At 63.3% G+C, this 17737-nt stretch carries 12 protein-coding genes; 6 read left to right on the forward strand and 6 right to left on the reverse strand.

Annotated features, from left to right (window positions below; translation table 11 throughout):
• The first annotated feature begins 238 nt into the window (after nucleotides 1-238).
• Nucleotides 239-772 (forward strand): lipocalin family protein, encoded by a 534-nt coding sequence (locus tag KWO_RS16945; RefSeq protein ID WP_010376999.1) that lies wholly within the window; start codon nucleotides 239-241, stop codon nucleotides 770-772.
• Nucleotides 773-831: 59 nt separating this feature from the next.
• On the opposite strand, the gene KWO_RS16950 is transcribed toward KWO_RS16945, so the two are convergent.
• The 3 genes from KWO_RS16950 to KWO_RS16960 all read right to left on the reverse strand — a co-directional run bounded on the left by KWO_RS16950 (nucleotide 832) and on the right by KWO_RS16960 (nucleotide 2426).
• On the reverse strand, nucleotides 832-1185 hold the full coding sequence (locus KWO_RS16950; protein WP_010377002.1) for a ribonuclease E inhibitor RraB: 354 nt from the start codon (nucleotides 1183-1185) through the stop codon (nucleotides 832-834).
• Nucleotides 1186-1393: 208 nt separating this feature from the next.
• Nucleotides 1394-1597 (reverse strand): DUF5076 domain-containing protein, encoded by a 204-nt coding sequence (locus KWO_RS16955; RefSeq protein ID WP_010377004.1) that lies wholly within the window; start codon nucleotides 1595-1597, stop codon nucleotides 1394-1396.
• Between the two features lie 256 nt (nucleotides 1598-1853).
• Entirely contained in the window at nucleotides 1854-2426 is a 573-nt protein-coding gene (locus KWO_RS16960) for a hypothetical protein (RefSeq protein WP_010377006.1), read from the reverse strand.
• 152 nt (nucleotides 2427-2578) lie between these two features.
• Here KWO_RS16960 and KWO_RS16965 point away from each other — a divergent pair, with 152 nt between their 5' ends.
• Entirely contained in the window at nucleotides 2579-2782 is a 204-nt protein-coding gene (locus KWO_RS16965; RefSeq protein ID WP_017112409.1) for a YdcH family protein, read from the forward strand.
• A gap of 277 nt (nucleotides 2783-3059) precedes the next feature.
• On the opposite strand, the gene KWO_RS16970 is transcribed toward KWO_RS16965, so the two are convergent.
• The 3 genes from KWO_RS16970 to KWO_RS16980 form a co-directional block, all read right to left on the reverse strand.
• Entirely contained in the window at nucleotides 3060-4040 is a 981-nt protein-coding gene (locus tag KWO_RS16970) for a zinc-binding dehydrogenase (protein ID WP_010377007.1), read from the reverse strand.
• 321 nt (nucleotides 4041-4361) lie between these two features.
• Nucleotides 4362-7031, reverse strand: coding sequence for a glycerol-3-phosphate 1-O-acyltransferase PlsB (gene plsB, locus KWO_RS16975; RefSeq protein WP_113622317.1), 2670 nt, complete (start codon nucleotides 7029-7031; stop codon nucleotides 4362-4364).
• The gene (locus KWO_RS16980) at nucleotides 7031-8002 is read right to left on the reverse strand and encodes a hypothetical protein (RefSeq protein WP_017112458.1); all 972 of its coding nucleotides are present in this window, start codon (nucleotides 8000-8002) and stop codon (nucleotides 7031-7033) included. Before KWO_RS16980 ends, plsB begins: the two co-directional genes overlap by 1 nt.
• A 410-nt stretch (nucleotides 8003-8412) precedes the next feature.
• On the opposite strand from KWO_RS16980, the gene KWO_RS16985 reads away from it, so the two are divergent.
• From KWO_RS16985 to KWO_RS17000, 4 genes are all read left to right on the forward strand, one after another.
• Nucleotides 8413-9465 (forward strand): LacI family DNA-binding transcriptional regulator, encoded by a 1053-nt coding sequence (locus KWO_RS16985; RefSeq protein WP_017112457.1) that lies wholly within the window; start codon nucleotides 8413-8415, stop codon nucleotides 9463-9465.
• Nucleotides 9466-9632: 167 nt separating this feature from the next.
• On the forward strand, nucleotides 9633-12389 hold the full coding sequence (locus KWO_RS16990; protein WP_010377014.1) for a TonB-dependent receptor: 2757 nt from the start codon (nucleotides 9633-9635) through the stop codon (nucleotides 12387-12389).
• Between the two features lie 319 nt (nucleotides 12390-12708).
• Nucleotides 12709-15741 carry a TonB-dependent receptor gene (locus KWO_RS16995; protein ID WP_010377016.1) on the forward strand — a complete coding sequence of 1011 codons (3033 nt, stop codon included), beginning with the start codon at nucleotides 12709-12711 and terminating at the stop codon, nucleotides 15739-15741.
• Between the two features lie 108 nt (nucleotides 15742-15849).
• Nucleotides 15850-17370 (forward strand): tryptophan halogenase family protein, encoded by a 1521-nt coding sequence (locus KWO_RS17000; protein ID WP_010377019.1) that lies wholly within the window; start codon nucleotides 15850-15852, stop codon nucleotides 17368-17370.
• Nucleotides 17371-17737 lie beyond the last annotated feature (367 nt).

Genomic DNA, 17737 nt, shown 5'->3' on the forward strand with positions numbered 1-17737 from the left:
CGTGGCCATCACTGCAGCTGATCGTTGAACCAGCACTCCCCGGCGCTGATTGGGCATTCCTGGCGTCTGCGTGTTTCTTCATCTGCCTCTTGAACACCGATAACCTGGCAACGTCACCGTCATGTCGCAGGCACGATGGACGGCCTTTCGCATGGGCTGGAACTACATCGCATGGGCTCGCATCCGGACGCAGAGCAGCTACATACTGCTGAGACGTGCCCTCTTAGGAAGAAGTGCCATGCGACGCAGTTCGATGCTGTTGTTACTCACGCTCGCGGTTTACGGGAGCGCTAGCGCAAGCGATGTACGCGCCGCCCTGCCCCGCGCAGAAACCGTCGACGTGCCGCGTTTCATGGGCAACTGGTATGTCATCGCACATATTCCGACCCGCCCCGAGCGCAACGCCTACGACGCGGTAGAGAGCTACGCGCTGCGCCCGGATGGTCGCATCCAGACCACCTTCACATTTCGCAAGGCCAGCTTCCAGGCGCCACTCAAGTCTCTGCATCCGGTCGGCCAAGTTGCAAAGGAGGGCAATGGCGCGCTCTGGCGCATGCAGTTCCTCTGGCCGTTCAAGGCCGAGTACGTGATTGCCTGGCGGGACGCAGGCTATACGCAGACCATCGTGGCGCGCAGCAAGCGCGATTACGTCTGGTACATGGCGCGTACCCCGCAGGTCTCAGATGCCGACTATCAGCAGGCCGTTCAACGCATTGCCGCCATGGGTTACGACGTCTCACAGCTGCGACGTGTGCCGCAGTCAATGCGCTGATGCGGGCTGGCTATAGGAGGATCTGCACGCCGTGCGGTCCTCCGAACTGGCCGAGCCCGTCAGGCGTCTTTCGTGTCCACAGAAAACTCCCATCCATCGTTCAAGCCGCCCAAGGGCTTAGCTTCGGTTGCCAGCTCTTCCTCGAACGCGCAAATCGCCTTGTACGACGGCACCATGCTCGGATACACCGTGACATCCATGGGAAACGCCGTGTTTTCCGGGTAATGACAGCAACGAACTTTCTGCTCAAAGCGAAGCAGCATCACTGAGAACTCAAGCGCCGACTCCTTGGTAGGGAAAACCACCGAAAAAGCGATTTCCCGCGGCTTTGAAAGGTCGACTCCTTGTTGCGCAATGTGCCAAAGAGTGTCGCCGTTGTCGTCTTTGGGATACAGACTCGGATCTCGCTGCATAACGCTCTCATCAAATATTGGCCGGAACAGCCAGTAACGCCAGGATCTTCGCCGTTGGGCTGGAAAGCCAGCGTCGATAGTATCCAAAGGCGGCACGGCGATGCTTCCGTCTCCGGCCTGCTGCTGACCGACTGACTGACAATGAAACGGAGTTAGCCCGGGGCGAGGAGGCATGCGCGATTGTGCAACTTGGGCTTAAACCGTGCCGCTAGTGTTCAACCGGTAGTGCTCCCTCTCGACTAGCACTGGGGTCGGCGATCCGCCGCAGGAAGTCGTCCGAGATCAGGGTGCGACACTGCGCCAATGGCATGCTATCGCGCTGCGCGTACATCCGTAAGGCGTGCTCGAAGAGATCGGCGAGCAGCTCGCCAAAGTCCTCTGCACCGCCGCCCAGATCGCTACTGATGCTCACATGCAGCGGTTCATTCGCCGCCCACAGACGCAATCATTCAAAGGCATCCGGATCTGCCAATGCATCGAGCGGGATCATCAATTCTCCATCGTGCATATTTCCCTCGTCGGGTGGGGACGCACGGCAACGCGCCATGTGGCAGCATCGCTGCCTTGCGTTGGCAGCGCGCACTTGCGAAATCGGTGCTAGCGACGCCGGCAGTGATGAGGCTGATAGACGCCAGCTCAGGCCGGCGCCGTCTGCGTCGCGTTGCGCCTCAGGGAACCCAAATCAAATTCATCAACTGCGGATCGGCGGTCACCTTCACCAGCTTGCCGCTGGGGCCGAACTGCACCTGGTACTCGGAGAAGCTGTCGCGCCAGTAGCGCCACAGCGAGGCTTCCAGGTTGGGGTTTTCGCTGCTGATCGGGTAGCCGACCGCCATCAGCACCTGTTCGCGGGTCATGCCGCCAGTGAGCTTGCCGTCGGTAATGGCCTGGCGAATCTTGGGCGGGAAGGTGGCGAGCTTGAGCTTGGGATCGCCGGTGACGACGTAGCGGGCGGCAAAGGCGGTGTTGTCCAGGTCGCGGCTGTAGTCGTTGCCGATGGACTGCTTTTCGCCGGCGATCTTGAGGTTGACGCGGTTGCGGCCAAAACCGGTGACGCTGACCGGGGTGCCGACCGGGAGCACGCGCTTGCCGTCTTCGGCGTAGTTGCTGTCGCTGATCCAGCGACCGTCGGTGCGCAGGTTGCAGCACAGGAAGCCGTCGTACTTGGCGACGTCGGCGGCGCTGGCCAGGTTGGCGGCGGTGAACAGGCACAGGGCCAGCAGGGAAGAATGCAGACGCATCGAAAGACTCCTTTCTCGACGGCCGTAGCCGCGCGGCAATGATGAATGGGGCGCGCCGCCGTTTCCCCGCGGCGCGCCGGCATTGTCGCAGTCCACCGCCACTTGGCAAGCGTGGGTGACGCGCGCAGCCTGGGGTTGTGTATGCTCGGGGGGTGGAAACCCTGTCAACCGCCGAGATCGTCGAGCAGATCGCCGAGTTGCGACGCGCCCATCGCGCGTTGGACGAGGAGATTCAGCGCGTGCCCGCGAACATGGACGACGAGCTGCAGATGAAGCGCTTGAAGAAGCGCAAGCTGCACATCAAGGACTGCATTACGCGCTTGGAGATGGAACTGGTGCCTGACGAGCCGGCCTGAGGGCTGGTCGGGGGTTGGCGGTGGTTTGATATGGCTGCTGGGTGGTCTGTTGGGCTGAGCCGCAAAGTCTTGGCGCATGTAACTGCGCATACGCAGCGAGAGGCTCCTTCTCCCACCGGGAGAAGGAGCCCCGACGGGGCGGATGAGGGTACGAGTGCTGAGAATTTCATCGGGCCACGTCGCTCTACGCCGACAGCGCGCGTCGGACTCCAACCAGCGCGCGCCCTGCCAGTTCCAATCCCGTGCTGGCGCCGTTTCAGTAAGCGCGCGAACCCTTTCAACCAGCACGCAGCAAAATCTTGCCGCGGCGGCCCGGTTCGGCGCTGGCCGCTGCCGCCTTGGCCGCATCTTCCAGATCGAACACCGCTTCCACCGGCAGCGCCAGGCTACCGTCGAGCGCGGCCTTCAATAGCTCGCCGATCATGCGCCGCTTGTCCTCGGACTTGGTGGCCTGCATGACCTTGCTGCCCCAGAAGCCGCGCACGGTGGCCTGCTTGAAGATCACATCGCCGCTGGAAATCTCCAGGGGCTCGCCGGTCATCGAGCCGAAGGAAATCAACTCGCCACCTTCGGCAAGCAGGCCCATCAGCTCGCCAGCTGCCTTGCCGGCAACCGAGTCGATCGCGCACACGATCGGTGCATCGCCGGCCAGCGCGCGCACGGCGTCTTGCCAACCATCTTGCGCATTCGACACCGCGTTGCCGATGCCCAGCGCTTTCAATTCGTCCACGCCGGCGTCGCGACGCACCAGGTTGATCACGTTGATACCGCGTGCCGCAGCGAGCATGGCGACCGTCTTGCCGACTGCACCGTTGGCGGTGTTCTGCACGATCCAATCGCCCTTTTTGACCTGCAGGAATTCGATCAGCATCAACGCGCTCAACGGCATGGCGATGAGCTGGCAACCACGGTCGTCATCCAGTGCGTCGGGCAGCGGAACCACACCGGTTGCGTCGGCCAAAAAGTACTCGGCCCAGCTCTCATGCACGCCGGCCGCGACGACACGCTGGCCGACCTGCAAGCCCTCGACACCTTCGCCCAGCGCATCGATCACGCCCGACCCTTCGCTGCCGCCGATCGCCGGAACTTCGGGCTTGTAGCTGTAGTTGCCGCGCACCGTCCACAGGTCGTGGTTGTGGATGGGCGAGCGCCGCATCGCGATGCGGACCTGGCCCTTGCCGGGTTGCGGTGTGGGTCGGTCGCCGAGTTCAAGCACCTTGGACGGATCGCCGAACTGGGTGTGGATCGCTGCGCGCATCGAGATCTCCTGCCGGGCACGCCTGTGGTCCAACGCACCCGATCGTGATGAAAGGTGGCGCGATGCTATCGGCACGGCTGCAAGAAGCGGATGAAACGAACGGAACTGCTGTGTGAAGTTCACGGCGTTGGTGAACAACGTTGGGGGTGAATCTGGTCTGCTGCAGCGCTGGAGGATTTGCGTGCTGACCAACCCTCATCCGCCCTTCGGGCTTCCGTGGGAGAAGGGAAGCCTCTTGCGCGTCTTCGCCTACCTACATGTGTCATGCCATTGGCCCGCCCTCACGTACTGCAGGGAGACGATGGCAGTTGCGCCGCCGACTTACTCAGCCGGCGGCGGCACCACGTCCGGCTTGGCCGCCGCCGGGCTGACGCGCTCGATGGTGTGGCGCAGCTCGCGGCCGAGAATGAACTTGGCATCCTTGGCCCAGGCATCCAGACGCTCGTCGAACATCAGCTTGCTGTTCTCGTCCGGCCACACCAGACGCAGCTCGCGCAACTTCTGGATGAAGCTGCGGAACAGGGTCTTGTCGAAGAACTCCGGTGCGGCCGGTGCGTACAACAGGCTCAGGCGTTGCGCGGCCTGTTGGCACAGGCTTTCCAGTTCGCCGGCACCGAGTACGCCGGGACCGTTCTTCACCAACACTGAAATGGCGATGTAATAGCGCTCGAACGCCTGCTGCAGCGAATGCCCAATGGCACGCAGGCGGAACACCTCGTCAGTCTGCCCGGTGTTGCGTGCCAGGATGCCGCCATCGTCGTCGGTGACGTTGAGCAACAGCCCTTCGCGCACGAACATGTCGATGGTTTGCTCAATGCGTTCGGCAAAGCGATCTTCGCTCCACGGCAAGAACAACTCGGCCTGCAGGAACGGGTACACCGTGCGGCCCAGGCGCAACAGACCGGCGCGGCTCATGCGGCGGTTGTTCTGGAAGCAGCACGCCACCCAGGACGATGCCGTAAACAAATGCAGCACGTTGTTGCGGAAGTAGCTGAGCAACACCGCAGTGTCGCCGCTGACGCTCAGCACATCGCCCAGCGGGTGCGACACGCGCGTGAGCACGTTGATCTCTTCGGCGTGAGTAATGATGCGCGCTGGCGTATGCGGGGTGACGGTGACGCGGTCCGAGTACGGCATCTCGGCCAGCAGCTTCTTGCACAACTGGATCTGCGCGATCAGGTCGGCCTCGCCCATCGCGTGCTTGGGCGTGGACAGCAAGGCCAGCGCCAACAGATTGATTGGATTGACGTCGGCGGCACAATTGATGCGGGTCTGGATCTGCGTGGACAGCGTGTCCACTGCCGGTGCCAACCAGGTGGGTTTTTCATCTTCCGGCAGCGGTTGGCCGTCCCAGTCGGGTGCGTGCTTGGCCAACACGTCGTTGAGTGCGATCGGCTCGCCGAAGTTCACCACCACCTGGCCATAGTTCTGCTTGAGCACTTTGGGAATGGACCACAGCAGGCCCCAGATGGATTCCTTTTCCTTCGGCCGTCCGGTGAGTTCGTCGAGGTAACTGTTACCTTCCATCAACTTCTCGTAGCCGATGTACACCGGCTGGAACAGCACCGGCTTTCGCGGCTGGCGCAGATACGCGCGCAGCGTCATCGCAATCATGCCGCCCTTGGGCTGCAGCAGACGCCCGGTGCGCGAACGCCCGCCTTCGACGAAGTATTCGATGGAATAGCCGCCGGCCACCAGCTGGGCGACGTATTCGCTGAGCACTGCCGAATACAGCGCGTTGCCTTTAATCGAGCGACGGATGAAGAACGCGCCGCCCTTGCGCAGCAACGTGCCGACCACCGGCAGGTTGAGGTTGATGCCGGCCACGATGTGCGGCGGCACGATGCCGCGTTCGTATAGCAGGTAGCTCAGCAGCAGGTAGTCCATGTGGCTGCGGTGGCTGGGCACGTACACCACTTCGTGCCCGGGCGCGGCCTGCTTGAGCTTGTCCAGGTGATGCACCAGCACGCCGGCGTAGATGCGGTTCCACACGTGGGTCAGCAGGAAGCTGGCCGAGCGGACCACAGGGCTGGAATAGTCGGCGGCGATTTCCCACGCATAGGCATGCGCCTTGCGCCAGGCATCGACCGGCTTGGAATTGTCGCGCTTGGCCTGGATGGCGATGGCTTCGCGTACCGACTCGGCGGCCAGCACCTGGTCCACCAGCAAACGGCGGGTAGACAAGTCCGGGCCGATCACCGCTTCGCGGATGCGCCGGAAGTGCGTGCGCAACACGCGCTGCAACTTGCGCAAGGTACGCTCGGGCGGCAGCCCTTCGGCCATGGTCTGGCGCAACGAAATCGGCGGGGCGAAGCGCACGATGGTGGTGCGGCCGTTGAGCAAGACCGACAGCAGGCGGCGGAAGCGGCCAACCAGCGCCCAGTTTTCCGAGAACAGCACGGCGAACCAGCCGCTCTGCTTGTCCGGCGCGCGGCCGACGAAGATCGATACCGGCACCAGATGCACGTCCAGGTCGGCGCGCACGCGGTGCGCCTGCAGCAACTTGGCCAGCGAATCCGAGTGGGTCTTGCCGCCGCGCTGCTCGGGAATCAGCGAATTGCTGCTGCTGCGCCGTGAGAGCGCCAGGTAGGCCCGCTTGCGCTCCAGCGGGTCGCCCGGCAACGGCACCAGCGGCGACGGCAGGCCGACTTCGCGACAGGCCTTGTCCAAAATCAGCGCATTGGACATGCCGTAGTCTTCCAGCACGTACACCACCGGGCGGCCGTCGTCGTAGCGACCGGGCTGGTCCGGCTCGATGGTCAGGCTCAGCCAGGGGTCGGCCAGGCGGCCGAGCAGGCGCGCCCACCACGGGCGCTTGGCGCTGCGCGCCGCGGCAACGCCAGGGGCGATCGATGGCGCAACCGCCGGCGGCACCGGCTCGGCGAGCGGCAAGGCCGCCGTCGTGGCGCCGGTGTCGGCTGCGGCAGTGCTGGGCGGGCTGGGCTGGCCGTCCGGGAACGGCAGGGGATTCTGTTCTGGCATCACGGTCATTATCGCCCAGCCGGGCGTTGCCCGGTGTCGGCAGCCTTCGCCGGCGCGACCGCTGCGGTGTCGGGCACTGCAGTGGCGCTGGGTAAGGGCGCGGCCTGGGCATCGAGCAGCGCCTGCACTTCGTTCTGGGTCTGCAGCTGGTACCAGTGGCCCTCGCGCTTGATCAGCGCGACGTTCAGATCGATATCGTGGGCGGCCAGCGGATAGCGCAGCCGTACCTGGGCGGTGTCGGCATCCTGCTTGATCAAGCCGGTCCGCAGCGCGTCCAGGCTGCTGTCGATCGACAGGTCGTAGCGCTCCAGCACCTTCTTGCAGGTTTCCCAGAACGGCCCGAGCCGGCGCAGGCTTTCCTCCATGCCCAGCCGCTGCAGGTCGGCATCGGAGGTGATGCCGGTGGCACGGGCGGCGGTCACCAGGTCGGCGATGCTGGCCTTGGCGCGTGGGCGATCGGCCAGCGGCGCAGTGGCGGCCCACGCGCTCAAGGCGTCGACCAACTGCACGTAATGGGCGCGCTGCTCGGGCTGGTAGTCGTTGCGGCTACGCAGGTATTGCACGCCGAACTGGCCCAGCGATTGCGCCGCCTGCGCGATGCCCTGGGCCTGGCCGGCCAGCTGCGCATCGAAGGCCTGCTGCAGGCGGCGTTCGGCATCGGGCGCCGACAACGACCCGAGCAGCGCGCCGACTTCATTGGGCAGCGGCAGTTCGGTCAGCGGCCAACGGCTGGCACCGCTGCGCCACGCCGCCTCCAGCTGGGTGTATTGCGCAGGCGTCACCCGGATACGCGCATACGCCACCAGATCATTGCGCCGCAGCGGCAGGGTCATCGCCTGCATCGCCGCGGCCGGCTCGGCCTTGGCGCCGGGCAGTGCGGGCGCGGTCTGGTTGCGCTGGCAGCCGCTCACGCACAGCGCGGCCAGCAGCAGCCACGCGGCGAAGTGGAACCGCCCTGCACGGACGGTAGGTAGCGACATGCGCACGATGTTCCCCCTGATCGATCGGCGCATCTTGCTGGCTGGAGGCATTGGCGGCAAGGCAGGCGCAAACCGTGCGCCACGGTATGGTAGGTAGATGTTACGTTTTCGTAGTTCCTGGCACGTTGTCGACCAGTGTCCGACATTGGCTGCTGATGTCTTATTCGGACAAACTTGTCCAGCGATCGGGCTTCAGCCCTTGCGCCACTTGCGTTTGGCCCAATGCTGCGGCGCATCATGTAAGCGCTTGCAGTTCCTGCTAGCGTGCGCTGCATCTCGCTTGGGGGTCTCCATCAGATGGGGCTGATGTCATTCATGTGCCTGTGTGACACGGGCGCTCGGTGCCAGCAGGCCGTGCGCCTCACCCTGGCGCGCGGTGCCACGCGCGTTGACCTGGAGAACGCCACAGCATGAGTCGGCCACGGTCCGAAGGCGGCAGCGTCACCATCAAGGACGTTGCGCGCGAAGCGCAGGTGTCGGTGGCGACGGTCTCGCGCACCATGAACGGGCATCAGCACGTGGCCGAGTCGGTACGCGAGCGGGTCTTGCAGGTGGCGCGTGCGCTCAATTACATCCCGCACCACGCCGCGCGCAGCCTGAGCAGCCGGCGCACCCACACCATCGGGGTGGTGCTGCCGGACCTGCATGGCGAATTCTTTTCCGAATTGATCCGCGGCATCGACCAGGTGGCGCGCGAGCAGGGCTATCACCTGCTGGTGTCCAGTTCGCACGGCGACCCGCAGGCGCAGCGCCGTGCACTGGAGCGCCTGCCCGGGCGCGTGGACGGCGTGGTGGTGATGTCGCCGTCGCTGGGCGATTCGGGCGTGCATGAAGACGCGCTGCCCGGTGGCCTGCCGGCGGTGCTGCTCAACTGCGCCGGCAGCGCCAGCCAGCGCCCGGTGCTCAATGTGGACAACTACGGCGGCGCGCGGGTCATGACCCGGCATCTGCGCGACAGTGGCCACCGCCGCATCGCCTTCATCGCCGGGCCGGACGACAACTTCGATGCGCATGAGCGCCTGCGCGGGTATCGCGACGAACTGGCGCTGGACCCGGCCGCGCAGCCCTGGGTCTTGCCCGGCAATTTCGACGAAGAATCCGGTTATCGCGCCGGCCAGGCGCTGGCCCGGGACACGCAGCCCGACGCCGTGTTCGCCGCCAACGACATGATGGCCTTGGGCTGCCTGTTCGCGCTCGGCCACGCCGGGCTCAAGGTGCCGCACGACATTGCGCTGGCCGGATTCGACGATGTGCCGATGGCGCGCTACGTGCTGCCTGCGCTGACCACGATGCGGGTGGATATCGCCGGCCTGGGCGCGCGCGCGTTGCAGTTGTTGCTGGGCCAGCAGTTGGTCGATGCGCCTGCACCGCCTGCCGACGCTGCACCGCCGGCGTTTTCGCAGATGGTTCCGGAACTGATCGTGCGTGCGTCCAGCGCCGCCCGCGGCACACCGGGCCATTGACGTCTATGCACCCTGTCGCATCTTCACGAATTCTTTACGGTTTCTTATGTTTTTTATAACTCTATCGTTGCCGCTACCGCTGCTCGTTCGTCCTTGAAACAACGCGTCACCCTGCGCCACGCCGACCACGCTGCCGGTACGCGCCTGACCCCTGGGAGGGGGAAGTCATGAAGACCTACCGTACCGTCTCCACCCTGCCGGCGCGCAGCCTGCTGTGCTGCGCCCTTGCCGCTTCGTTGCTGGCCGCCAGCCCGGCCATGGCCCAGTCCAGTAATGCCACCCTGCGCGGGCAAGTCGCCGCGTCCCAGGCAGGCACCACGGTGACCGCCACCAATGTCGCCACGGGCACCACGCGACGCGTGGCGACCGGGCCGGACGGCAGCTATGCCCTGGTTGGCCTGCCGCCGGGCACCTACAAGGTGGATGCCGGCCCGGGTACCGAGAAGACGGTGACCTTCTCGGCGGTCAACGTCTACATCGATGGCGTGGGCCAGAAGAGCTATCTGTTCGGCGGCGTCTCCGGCCAGGAGCAGAGCGCGGGCAACCCGTTCCCGCAGCTGGCGATCGGCGAATACAAGGTCATCACCTCCAACTACAAGGCCGAGTTCGACCAGGTGGGGTCGGCGGCGATCGTGGCCTCCACCAAGTCTGGCGGCAACGAGTTCCACGGTGAGATCTTCGGGCGCACCACCAATACCGACTTCCGCGCGCGTCAGGCCGACGAGCGCGCCGGTGCGCCCAATGCCGACGGCAGCAAGCGCCAGACCCACCAGGACGAATACGGCATGGCCTTCAGCGGGCCGATCGTCAAGGACAAGGCGCATTTCTTCGTCAGCTACGAAGGCAAGGGCTTCGAGGTGTCGGCCAACCCGGTCTCGGTGCCGGACAGCTTCAGCGCCCTGAGCGACGACCTGCCGGCCGGCGTGCAGAGCCGCCTGGGTTCGGTCACCCGTCCGTTCAAGGAAGATCTGTACTTCGGCAAGATCGACTGGGACGTGGGCGAGAACGATCGCCTGGAGTTGACCGCCAAGTACCGCGACGAAAAGAGCCGCGACGACGTGGGCGACCGCAACACCGCCATCGCCGGCAAGAACAACCTCAACACCGAAGAGCGCTATGACCTGCGCTGGCAGCATTTCGGCGAACGTTACGTCAACGAGGCGCGTGTCTCCTACGAGGACGTGCTGTTCAACCCCAATGCCTTCACCCTGGGCAACCAGAACATCTATACCCGCGGCGTTGCCGAAGACGATGTGCTGATCCGCGACAACGCCACCAGCGGCCTGGCGATCCAGCGCAAGGGACAGAAAGGCCCGAGCTTCCAGAACGACCTGACCTTCAACAGCATCGACTGGCACGGCAGCCACGTCATCAAGATGGGCGTGAAATACAAGGAAGTGGAGCTGACCCAGAGCGAAAATTCTGCAGCCAATCCCTCGTTCTACTATGCGGTGGCCGATGGCCAGGGAACAGCGCCGATTCCCTACCAGGTGCGCTTCAATCTGCCGTTTGCCGGTGCGGCGCCGTCGGTCACGACCAAGAGCAAGCAGCTGGGCCTGTACATCCAGGACGATTGGGACGTCAACGACAAGCTGCAGTTGAATCTGGGCGTGCGCTGGGATGGCGAGAAGATTCCGTCTTACCTGGATAACGTGACCCCGCCAGAAGTGATCGCCGCATTGAATGGCCCGGGCACCGACCCGGCCGTTAGCGCCACCTATGCCGAACAGTTGGCCAAGGGCGGCGTGAACATCAACGACTACATCAGCAATGGCCGCAACCGCAAACAGGACAACAATAATTTCGCGCCGCGTCTGGGGTTTTCGTATGATTTCCGCGGCGACGAATCGTTGGTGCTGTTCGGCGGTGCCGGGCGCAGCTACGACCGCAATCTGTTCGACGTGATGGGCCTGGAGCAGGTCAAGTCGGCGCTGTCGCAGTACACCATCCGTTTTGTCGAATCCTCCGGCTGCACGCCGGCGCCCGGCACCTGCACGAACTTCAATCCGTCCTTTGTCAGCAACCCGGACAGTCTCGGTGGCCTGGTCGATGCACGTGTGCGCAACGGCGAGATCGACCTGCTCAATAACGATCTGAAGACACCGTATTCGGACCAGTATTCGCTGGGTCTGCGTACCCGCGCAGGCGAGTGGAGCAACTCGGCCACGGTGTCGTACATCCACAGCAAGGATGGTCTGATCCTGACCCTGGGCAACCGCTATCCCAATGGCGATTTCTTCCAGAATGGCGGACAGCCCTGGGGCCAACCACCGCCGGGATTCGGCTCGCTGATCATCGGCAACAACGGTGTGGAAACCAAGACCGCGCAATTGCTGCTATCCACCGACAAGGCTTACACCAAGGAAAGCGGCTGGGGCCTGACGGCGGCGTACACGTTCTCGCATGCGCGCGGTAATCGCGGCAACGATGAACAATACGGCTTCGATGCGGCCACGATCGCCAACTACCCGTTCCTGGATCTGAACTCCGTGCCGCGCCATCGCCTGGTGGTGACCGGCATCTACGATCTGTTCTGGGGCATCAGCGCCTCGGCCAAGCTGACCCTGGCCACGGTGCCGCCGCGCAACGAAGCGGTATCGTTCGATCAGTACGGCGGCCAGCCGTCGGAGAACATCCGTATCGTGTCGGTGGGTGCGCCGGGCGGCAAGTTCATCACTGGTGGCGATATTTTCGGCACGCGGCAGCTGGATCTATCGCTGTCCAAGGACATGCATGTCACCGACGCGCTCACCGTGCAGGTGCGCGGCGATTTGATCAATGCGCTGAACTTCCGCAACTACGACCAGTACGCCATCGACTGGGGCCAGGGCGGCGTCTATAACCCACGCGTCAGCATCAACCAATACGGTGCGATTTCCACCCCGCCGCGCACTCTGTTTTTGAGTGCCCGCATCATCTGGTAAGCCGTGCCTGATGTGCCGGCTCGCCGACCAAGCCAGCCCGGGTCTGTCATCTATGCTGGTGCGTTGTGCCAGGCGTCGCAACTGGTGCGTGGCGCCGGCACGCTGTCTGGCATCGAGCAGGTTGATCGGCGACGCCTAGCCACTGCATTTCCTGTCTGAAGCCGTGCCTGAAGGAGCAAGCACTCGTCACCGCAGACCTTCGTTGTTGCAGCCCTTGCGGCTGTTGTTGCCTGTTGTCCCTGTATTCCACACCAAAGCACCAACCCAACGCGCCAGTCACTCCACTGCGTCGCGCTTTACCCCTGGGAGGGGGAAAGTCATGAAGAATCACCGCACCGTCTCCACCCTGCCGGCGCGTAGCCTGTTGTGCTGCGCCCTGGCTGCCTCGTTGTTCGCCACCACTCCGGCCATGGCCCAGTCCAGCAACGCCACGTTGCGCGGTCAGGTCGCTTCCGCGCAGAGCGGCAGCGAAGTCGTCGTCACCAACATCGCCACCGGCTCGGTGCGACGTGCGCCGGTCAATGCGAACGGCAACTACACCATCGTCGGTTTGCAGCCGGGCACCTACAAGGTCGAATCCAACGGTATCAGTCGCACGGTCACCCTGTCGGTGGCCTCCAGCGCTACCGTCGATCTGGGCAACGAGACGGCTGCGGCGCCCGCCGGCGATGCAACAACGTTGGATACGGTGACGGTCAGCGCGCCGATGATTCGCGACGTCAAGACCTCTGAAGTGGGGAACACGGTGTCGCTGCGGCAGATCCAGCAGTTGCCGCAGGCCACGCGCAACTTCCTCGAGTTTGCAGACACGGTTCCCGGCATGGTGTTCACCATCGACCAGGACGGCAACACCAAGCTGCGCGGCGGTGCATCCAACGCCAGTTCCAGCAATCTGTATATCGACGGTGTAAGCCAGAAGAGCTACGTCTCCGGCGGCGGTATTGCCGGCCAGGACGAAACCCAGGGCAATCCGTTCCCACAGCTCGCCATTGGCGAATACAAGGTCATTACCTCCAATTACAAGGCCGAATACGGCCAGATCAGCGGCGCGGCGATCACTGCTGCCACCAAGTCCGGTACCAACGAATTCCATGGCGAGGCGTTTTACCGCTTCACCAATCAGGATCTGCGTAAGAAGCGTCCGGACGAAGAGAACGGCAAGGTCGACTCGCAAACCAAGGAATACGGCTTTGCTATCGGCGGACCGCTGATCCAGGACCGCATGCATTTCTTCTTTGCCTACGAAGGCAAGGACAATGTGGCGCCGAAAAGTGTGCAGCCCAGTGCCGAAGCCTCGCCGTTTGTCGGCTTGTTGCCCTCGAACCTGCGCGATCAGTTCGGTGCGTCCAACATGCCGTTCACCGAAGACCTGTACTTCGGCAAGATCGACTTCGAACCCACCGATAACGATCGCATCGAACTGGCAACGCAATACCGCGACGAAACCCAGGTCAGTAACGTCGGCGGCCAGAACGCACCGGATCGCGCGGTGGACAAGATCAACAAGGACAAGCGCACCAGCCTGCGCTGGCAGCACAGTGCCGACAGCTGGTTCAACGAAGCCATCATCACCACCGAGGATTCGAGCAATGTGCCGACGCCGCGCGGCACTGGCAACGGGTCCATCTACACCTACATCGACCGCACCGAAGCCGATCCGCGCCAATGGGTGTTCCTCAATACCGGAGCCGCCAGCGGCGAAGATTTCAAATTGCGTAGCCAGAAGGGCTGGTCGTTCCAGAACGATCTGACCTTCAACGCGCTGGAGTGGCATGGCGAACACACCATCAAGACGGGTGTGACCTACCGCGACATCAAGCTGACTTCGCGCGAGTCCAGCTCGCTCAATCCGCAGTTCAGTTATGAAGTCGGCCAGAACGGTATTGCGCCCGTGCCATTCCAGGTGCGCTATATCCGTGCGTTCGATAATCCGGGCCAGGTGCCGGTGGTGGAATCGCCGTCCAAGCAATACGGCATCTACCTGCAGGACGACTGGGCGGTGAACGACAAGTTGATGCTCAACATCGGCGTGCGTTACGACTACGAAGACACACCGGCCTACACCGACTTCGTGACCTCGCAGCCGTTTATCAATGCGCTGTATTCCGACGATCCGGACAACCCGGGCCAGCCGTGGGCGAACCGCTTGTTGCCCAGCGGCATCAACGTGGCCGATTACATCAGCACCGGTAACAACCGCAAGAACTTCAAGGATGCCTGGGCGCCGCGCTTCGGCTTTTCGTACGACTTCTTCGGCGACGAGAGTGCAGTACTGCATGGTGGTGCCGGCCGCTCTTACGATCGCAACCTGTTCGAACAGCTGGCGCTGGAATCGGTCAAGGCGGCGTTGTCGCCGGTGGTGGTGTATTTCAGCGATGCCGCCAGCGGTCAGCCCTGCTTCCGCGACGACCGCGCATGCACGGCATGGAACCCGGGATATCTCAACGGTATCGATCAGCTCAATACCATCCCGGGCACCAACGACAGCTCCGAGCTTTTCATGTTCAACAACAAGCTCAAGACGCCGTATAGCGATCAGTACAGCATCGGCATCAGCAACCAGGTGGGCGACTGGCTGACCGACGTGACCTTCCAGCGCGTGCTTGCCTACGACGGCCTGGTGATGAGCCTGGTGAATCGTTATCCGAACGGCGCCTACTTCGATGCCAACGGCAGCGTGCCGTGGGGCGAGCCGGTACCGGGCTATCGCAACACGATCCTGGGCTACAACGGCTTGGAGCAACGCAGCAGTCAGTTCCTGTTGTCGGCCGAAAAGCCATACACCAAGGAATCGGGCTGGGGCTTGAACCTGTCCTACACCCACACCAGCGCGCGCCAGAACCGTACTATCGACGAACCGTTCGCCTTCGACAAGGCGACCATTCGCGACTACCCGTTCGTGAAGTCGGATGCCGTGGCGGCACATCGGTTTGTGGCGTCCGGCTCGATCGATGGTCCGTGGGGCGTGACCTTCGGCGCCAAGCTGGTGCTGGCAACGCCGGAGCCGATCAACACGATCGCCTGCTACGGGTTCACCGATCCGGATGGCGGTACTTGTCAGGCCGTCGGCGTGACGCCGCCGGGTAATGGCAAGTTCCTGGTGGGCGGCAAGATCTGGGGGTATCGCACCGTCGATCTGCAGGCGAACAAGGAGTTCACGGTGGTGGGCGACTTCAAGCTCAACGCGCGTATCAACGTGCTCAACGCCTTCAACTTCAAGAACTACACGCAGTACCAGTACAACAGCTTCGGTAGCGACGGTCGCTTGCAGCCTGATATCACCGTGGTCGACAACGGCGAAATCAGCTACGTGCCACGTAGCGTCGTGCTGGAAGTCGGCGCCAAGTTCTGATGCATGTGCATTGCCACATGCGCCGAGACGGGCATGTGGTCGTTCGAACGGGGCCAACTGGCCCCGTTCGTGTGTCCGTCCGCTGTTTTTGCTCAGGAATGCATCGACATGATTCCCGCTCCACTTCGCAACATCGTCGTTGTCGGCGGCGGCACCGCCGGCTGGATGGCAGCCGCCGCGTTTGCGCGCGTGCTTGGACCCACCTTCAACGTGCAGCTGATCGAGTCCGAACAGCTAGGCACTGTCGGTGTGGGCGAAGCCACCGTGCCGCACATCAAGGCCTTCAATAATCTGCTCGGCATCGATGAAGCCGAGTTCGTGCGCCAGACCCAGGGCAGCTTCAAACTCGGCATCGAGTTCGTCGATTGGCAGCGCCGCGGCAGCGCGTACATGCATGGGTTCGGCACCCAGATCGGGCACCCGCTCGGGCTGTTGCCGTTCCACCAATACTGGATCAAACAACACGCCCGCGGCAAAGCGCAGCCACTGGGGGCGTACACGCTCAATACCGTGGCGGCGGCGCGCGGCAAGTTCATGACCTCGGCCGGCGATGTGCCGGCCAACTCGCCGCTGGCCAACATCGCCTACGCGTACCACTTCGACGCCACGCAATACGCGCACTTTCTGCGCCGGTATTCGGAGCAGCGCGGCGTGACCCGCATCGAAGGGTTGGTCGAACAGGTGCAGCTGCATCCGGAAAGCGGCCATGTGCAATCGCTGCAGCTGGCATCCGGGCAGACGGTGCATGGCGACTTGTTTATCGATTGCTCCGGCTTCCGTGGGCTTTTGATCGAAGAAGCGCTGCACACCGGCTACCACGATTTCACCCACTGGCTGCCGTGCGACCGCGCATTCGCAGTGGCTTGCGAAAAAGTGGGCCCGCCCACGCCATACACACGCTCCACTGCGCGCGCGGCCGGCTGGCAGTGGCGCATTCCACTGCAACACCGCACCGGCAACGGCTATGTGTATTGCAGCGCGCACATCAGCGACGACGAAGCTGCCGCCACCCTGCTCGCCAATCTGGACGGCAAGCCGCTGGCCGACCCGCGTCCACTGCACTTCACCACCGGCCGGCGCAAACAGTTCTGGAACCGTAATGTGGTCGCACTCGGTCTGGCCAGCGGATTTTTGGAGCCGTTGGAATCGACCAGCATCCATCTGATCCAGTCCGGCATTTCCAAGTTGCTGGAGCTGTTTCCGCGCGAGGGCATCAGCCCGGTGCTGGTGCAGCGCTACAACGACCGATCAGCGTTCGAGTTCGACCGCATCCGCGATTTTCTGCTGCTGCATTACCACGCCACCGAACGCGACGACAGCGCGTTCTGGCGGCATTGCCGCAGCATGCCGATCACCCCGGAGCTGCAGACCACCTTGGACTTGTTCCGCGATAGCGGCCGCTTCTATCGCAATGCCGAGGAAATGTTTGCCGAGATCAGCTGGGTGCAGGTGATGGTGGGCCAGGGCATCCTGCCGCAGGGTTACCACCCGCTGGTGGATCAGGTACCCGACCGCGATGCCGAAGGCTTCCTGGCCAGCGTGGCGCAAACCATCGCGCACTGCGTGGATGTCATGCCGACGCACCAGCAATTCATCGAGCGCTATTGCAAGGCGGCTGTGCCGGCGTAGGTGCATTGGTTTGCACTGCGGCGGTGGCGATCGCGGTGGCTGATAGCCGGCGCAAGGGTCGGACTGAGGCGTCTGTATAGCTGGCCCAGGCTTGCAAGCTATACGGTCCGGCTTGGTGCACACAATGCCGCACCGTCGACCTTACACGCGCCCAGCCATTGCCATTGGTCCCTGGCGAAACGCAAACATGACGGCCAAAAAAAAGGATCGGGCACAAGGCGCGATCCCTTCGAAAACCGGGACAAGCCCGGTAGACAATGAGTGGCACAGCTTCCGACTGACATCGGACGCCGGCATGTTAACGAGACTTTTACGTTAAAGCAATACATTAATTACTGTTGTCTAACTTATTGATTTTCATCGACAG

Source organism: Xanthomonas vasicola pv. musacearum NCPPB 4379 (assembly GCF_000277895.2).
Taxonomy (GTDB): Bacteria; Pseudomonadota; Gammaproteobacteria; order Xanthomonadales; family Xanthomonadaceae; genus Xanthomonas; species Xanthomonas vasicola.

Excerpts from the sequence above, each read along its gene's own strand:
- KWO_RS16995 (WP_010377016.1), top strand. The coding sequence starts at position 12,709 with ATGAAGAATCACCGCACCGTCTCCACCCTGCCGGCGCGTAGCCTGTTG.
- plsB (WP_113622317.1), bottom strand. The coding sequence starts at position 7,031 with ATGACCGTGATGCCAGAACAGAATCCCCTGCCGTTCCCGGACGGCCAG.
- KWO_RS16980 (WP_017112458.1), bottom strand. The coding sequence starts at position 8,002 with ATGTCGCTACCTACCGTCCGTGCAGGGCGGTTCCACTTCGCCGCGTGG.
- KWO_RS16985 (WP_017112457.1), top strand. The coding sequence starts at position 8,413 with ATGAGTCGGCCACGGTCCGAAGGCGGCAGCGTCACCATCAAGGACGTT.
- KWO_RS16990 (WP_010377014.1), top strand. The coding sequence starts at position 9,633 with ATGAAGACCTACCGTACCGTCTCCACCCTGCCGGCGCGCAGCCTGCTG.
- KWO_RS16945 (WP_010376999.1), top strand. The coding sequence starts at position 239 with ATGCGACGCAGTTCGATGCTGTTGTTACTCACGCTCGCGGTTTACGGG.
- KWO_RS16970 (WP_010377007.1), bottom strand. The coding sequence starts at position 4,040 with ATGCGCGCAGCGATCCACACCCAGTTCGGCGATCCGTCCAAGGTGCTT.
- KWO_RS16950 (WP_010377002.1), bottom strand. The coding sequence starts at position 1,185 with ATGCAGCGAGATCCGAGTCTGTATCCCAAAGACGACAACGGCGACACT.
- KWO_RS16960 (WP_010377006.1), bottom strand. The coding sequence starts at position 2,426 with ATGCGTCTGCATTCTTCCCTGCTGGCCCTGTGCCTGTTCACCGCCGCC.
- KWO_RS17000 (WP_010377019.1), top strand. The coding sequence starts at position 15,850 with ATGATTCCCGCTCCACTTCGCAACATCGTCGTTGTCGGCGGCGGCACC.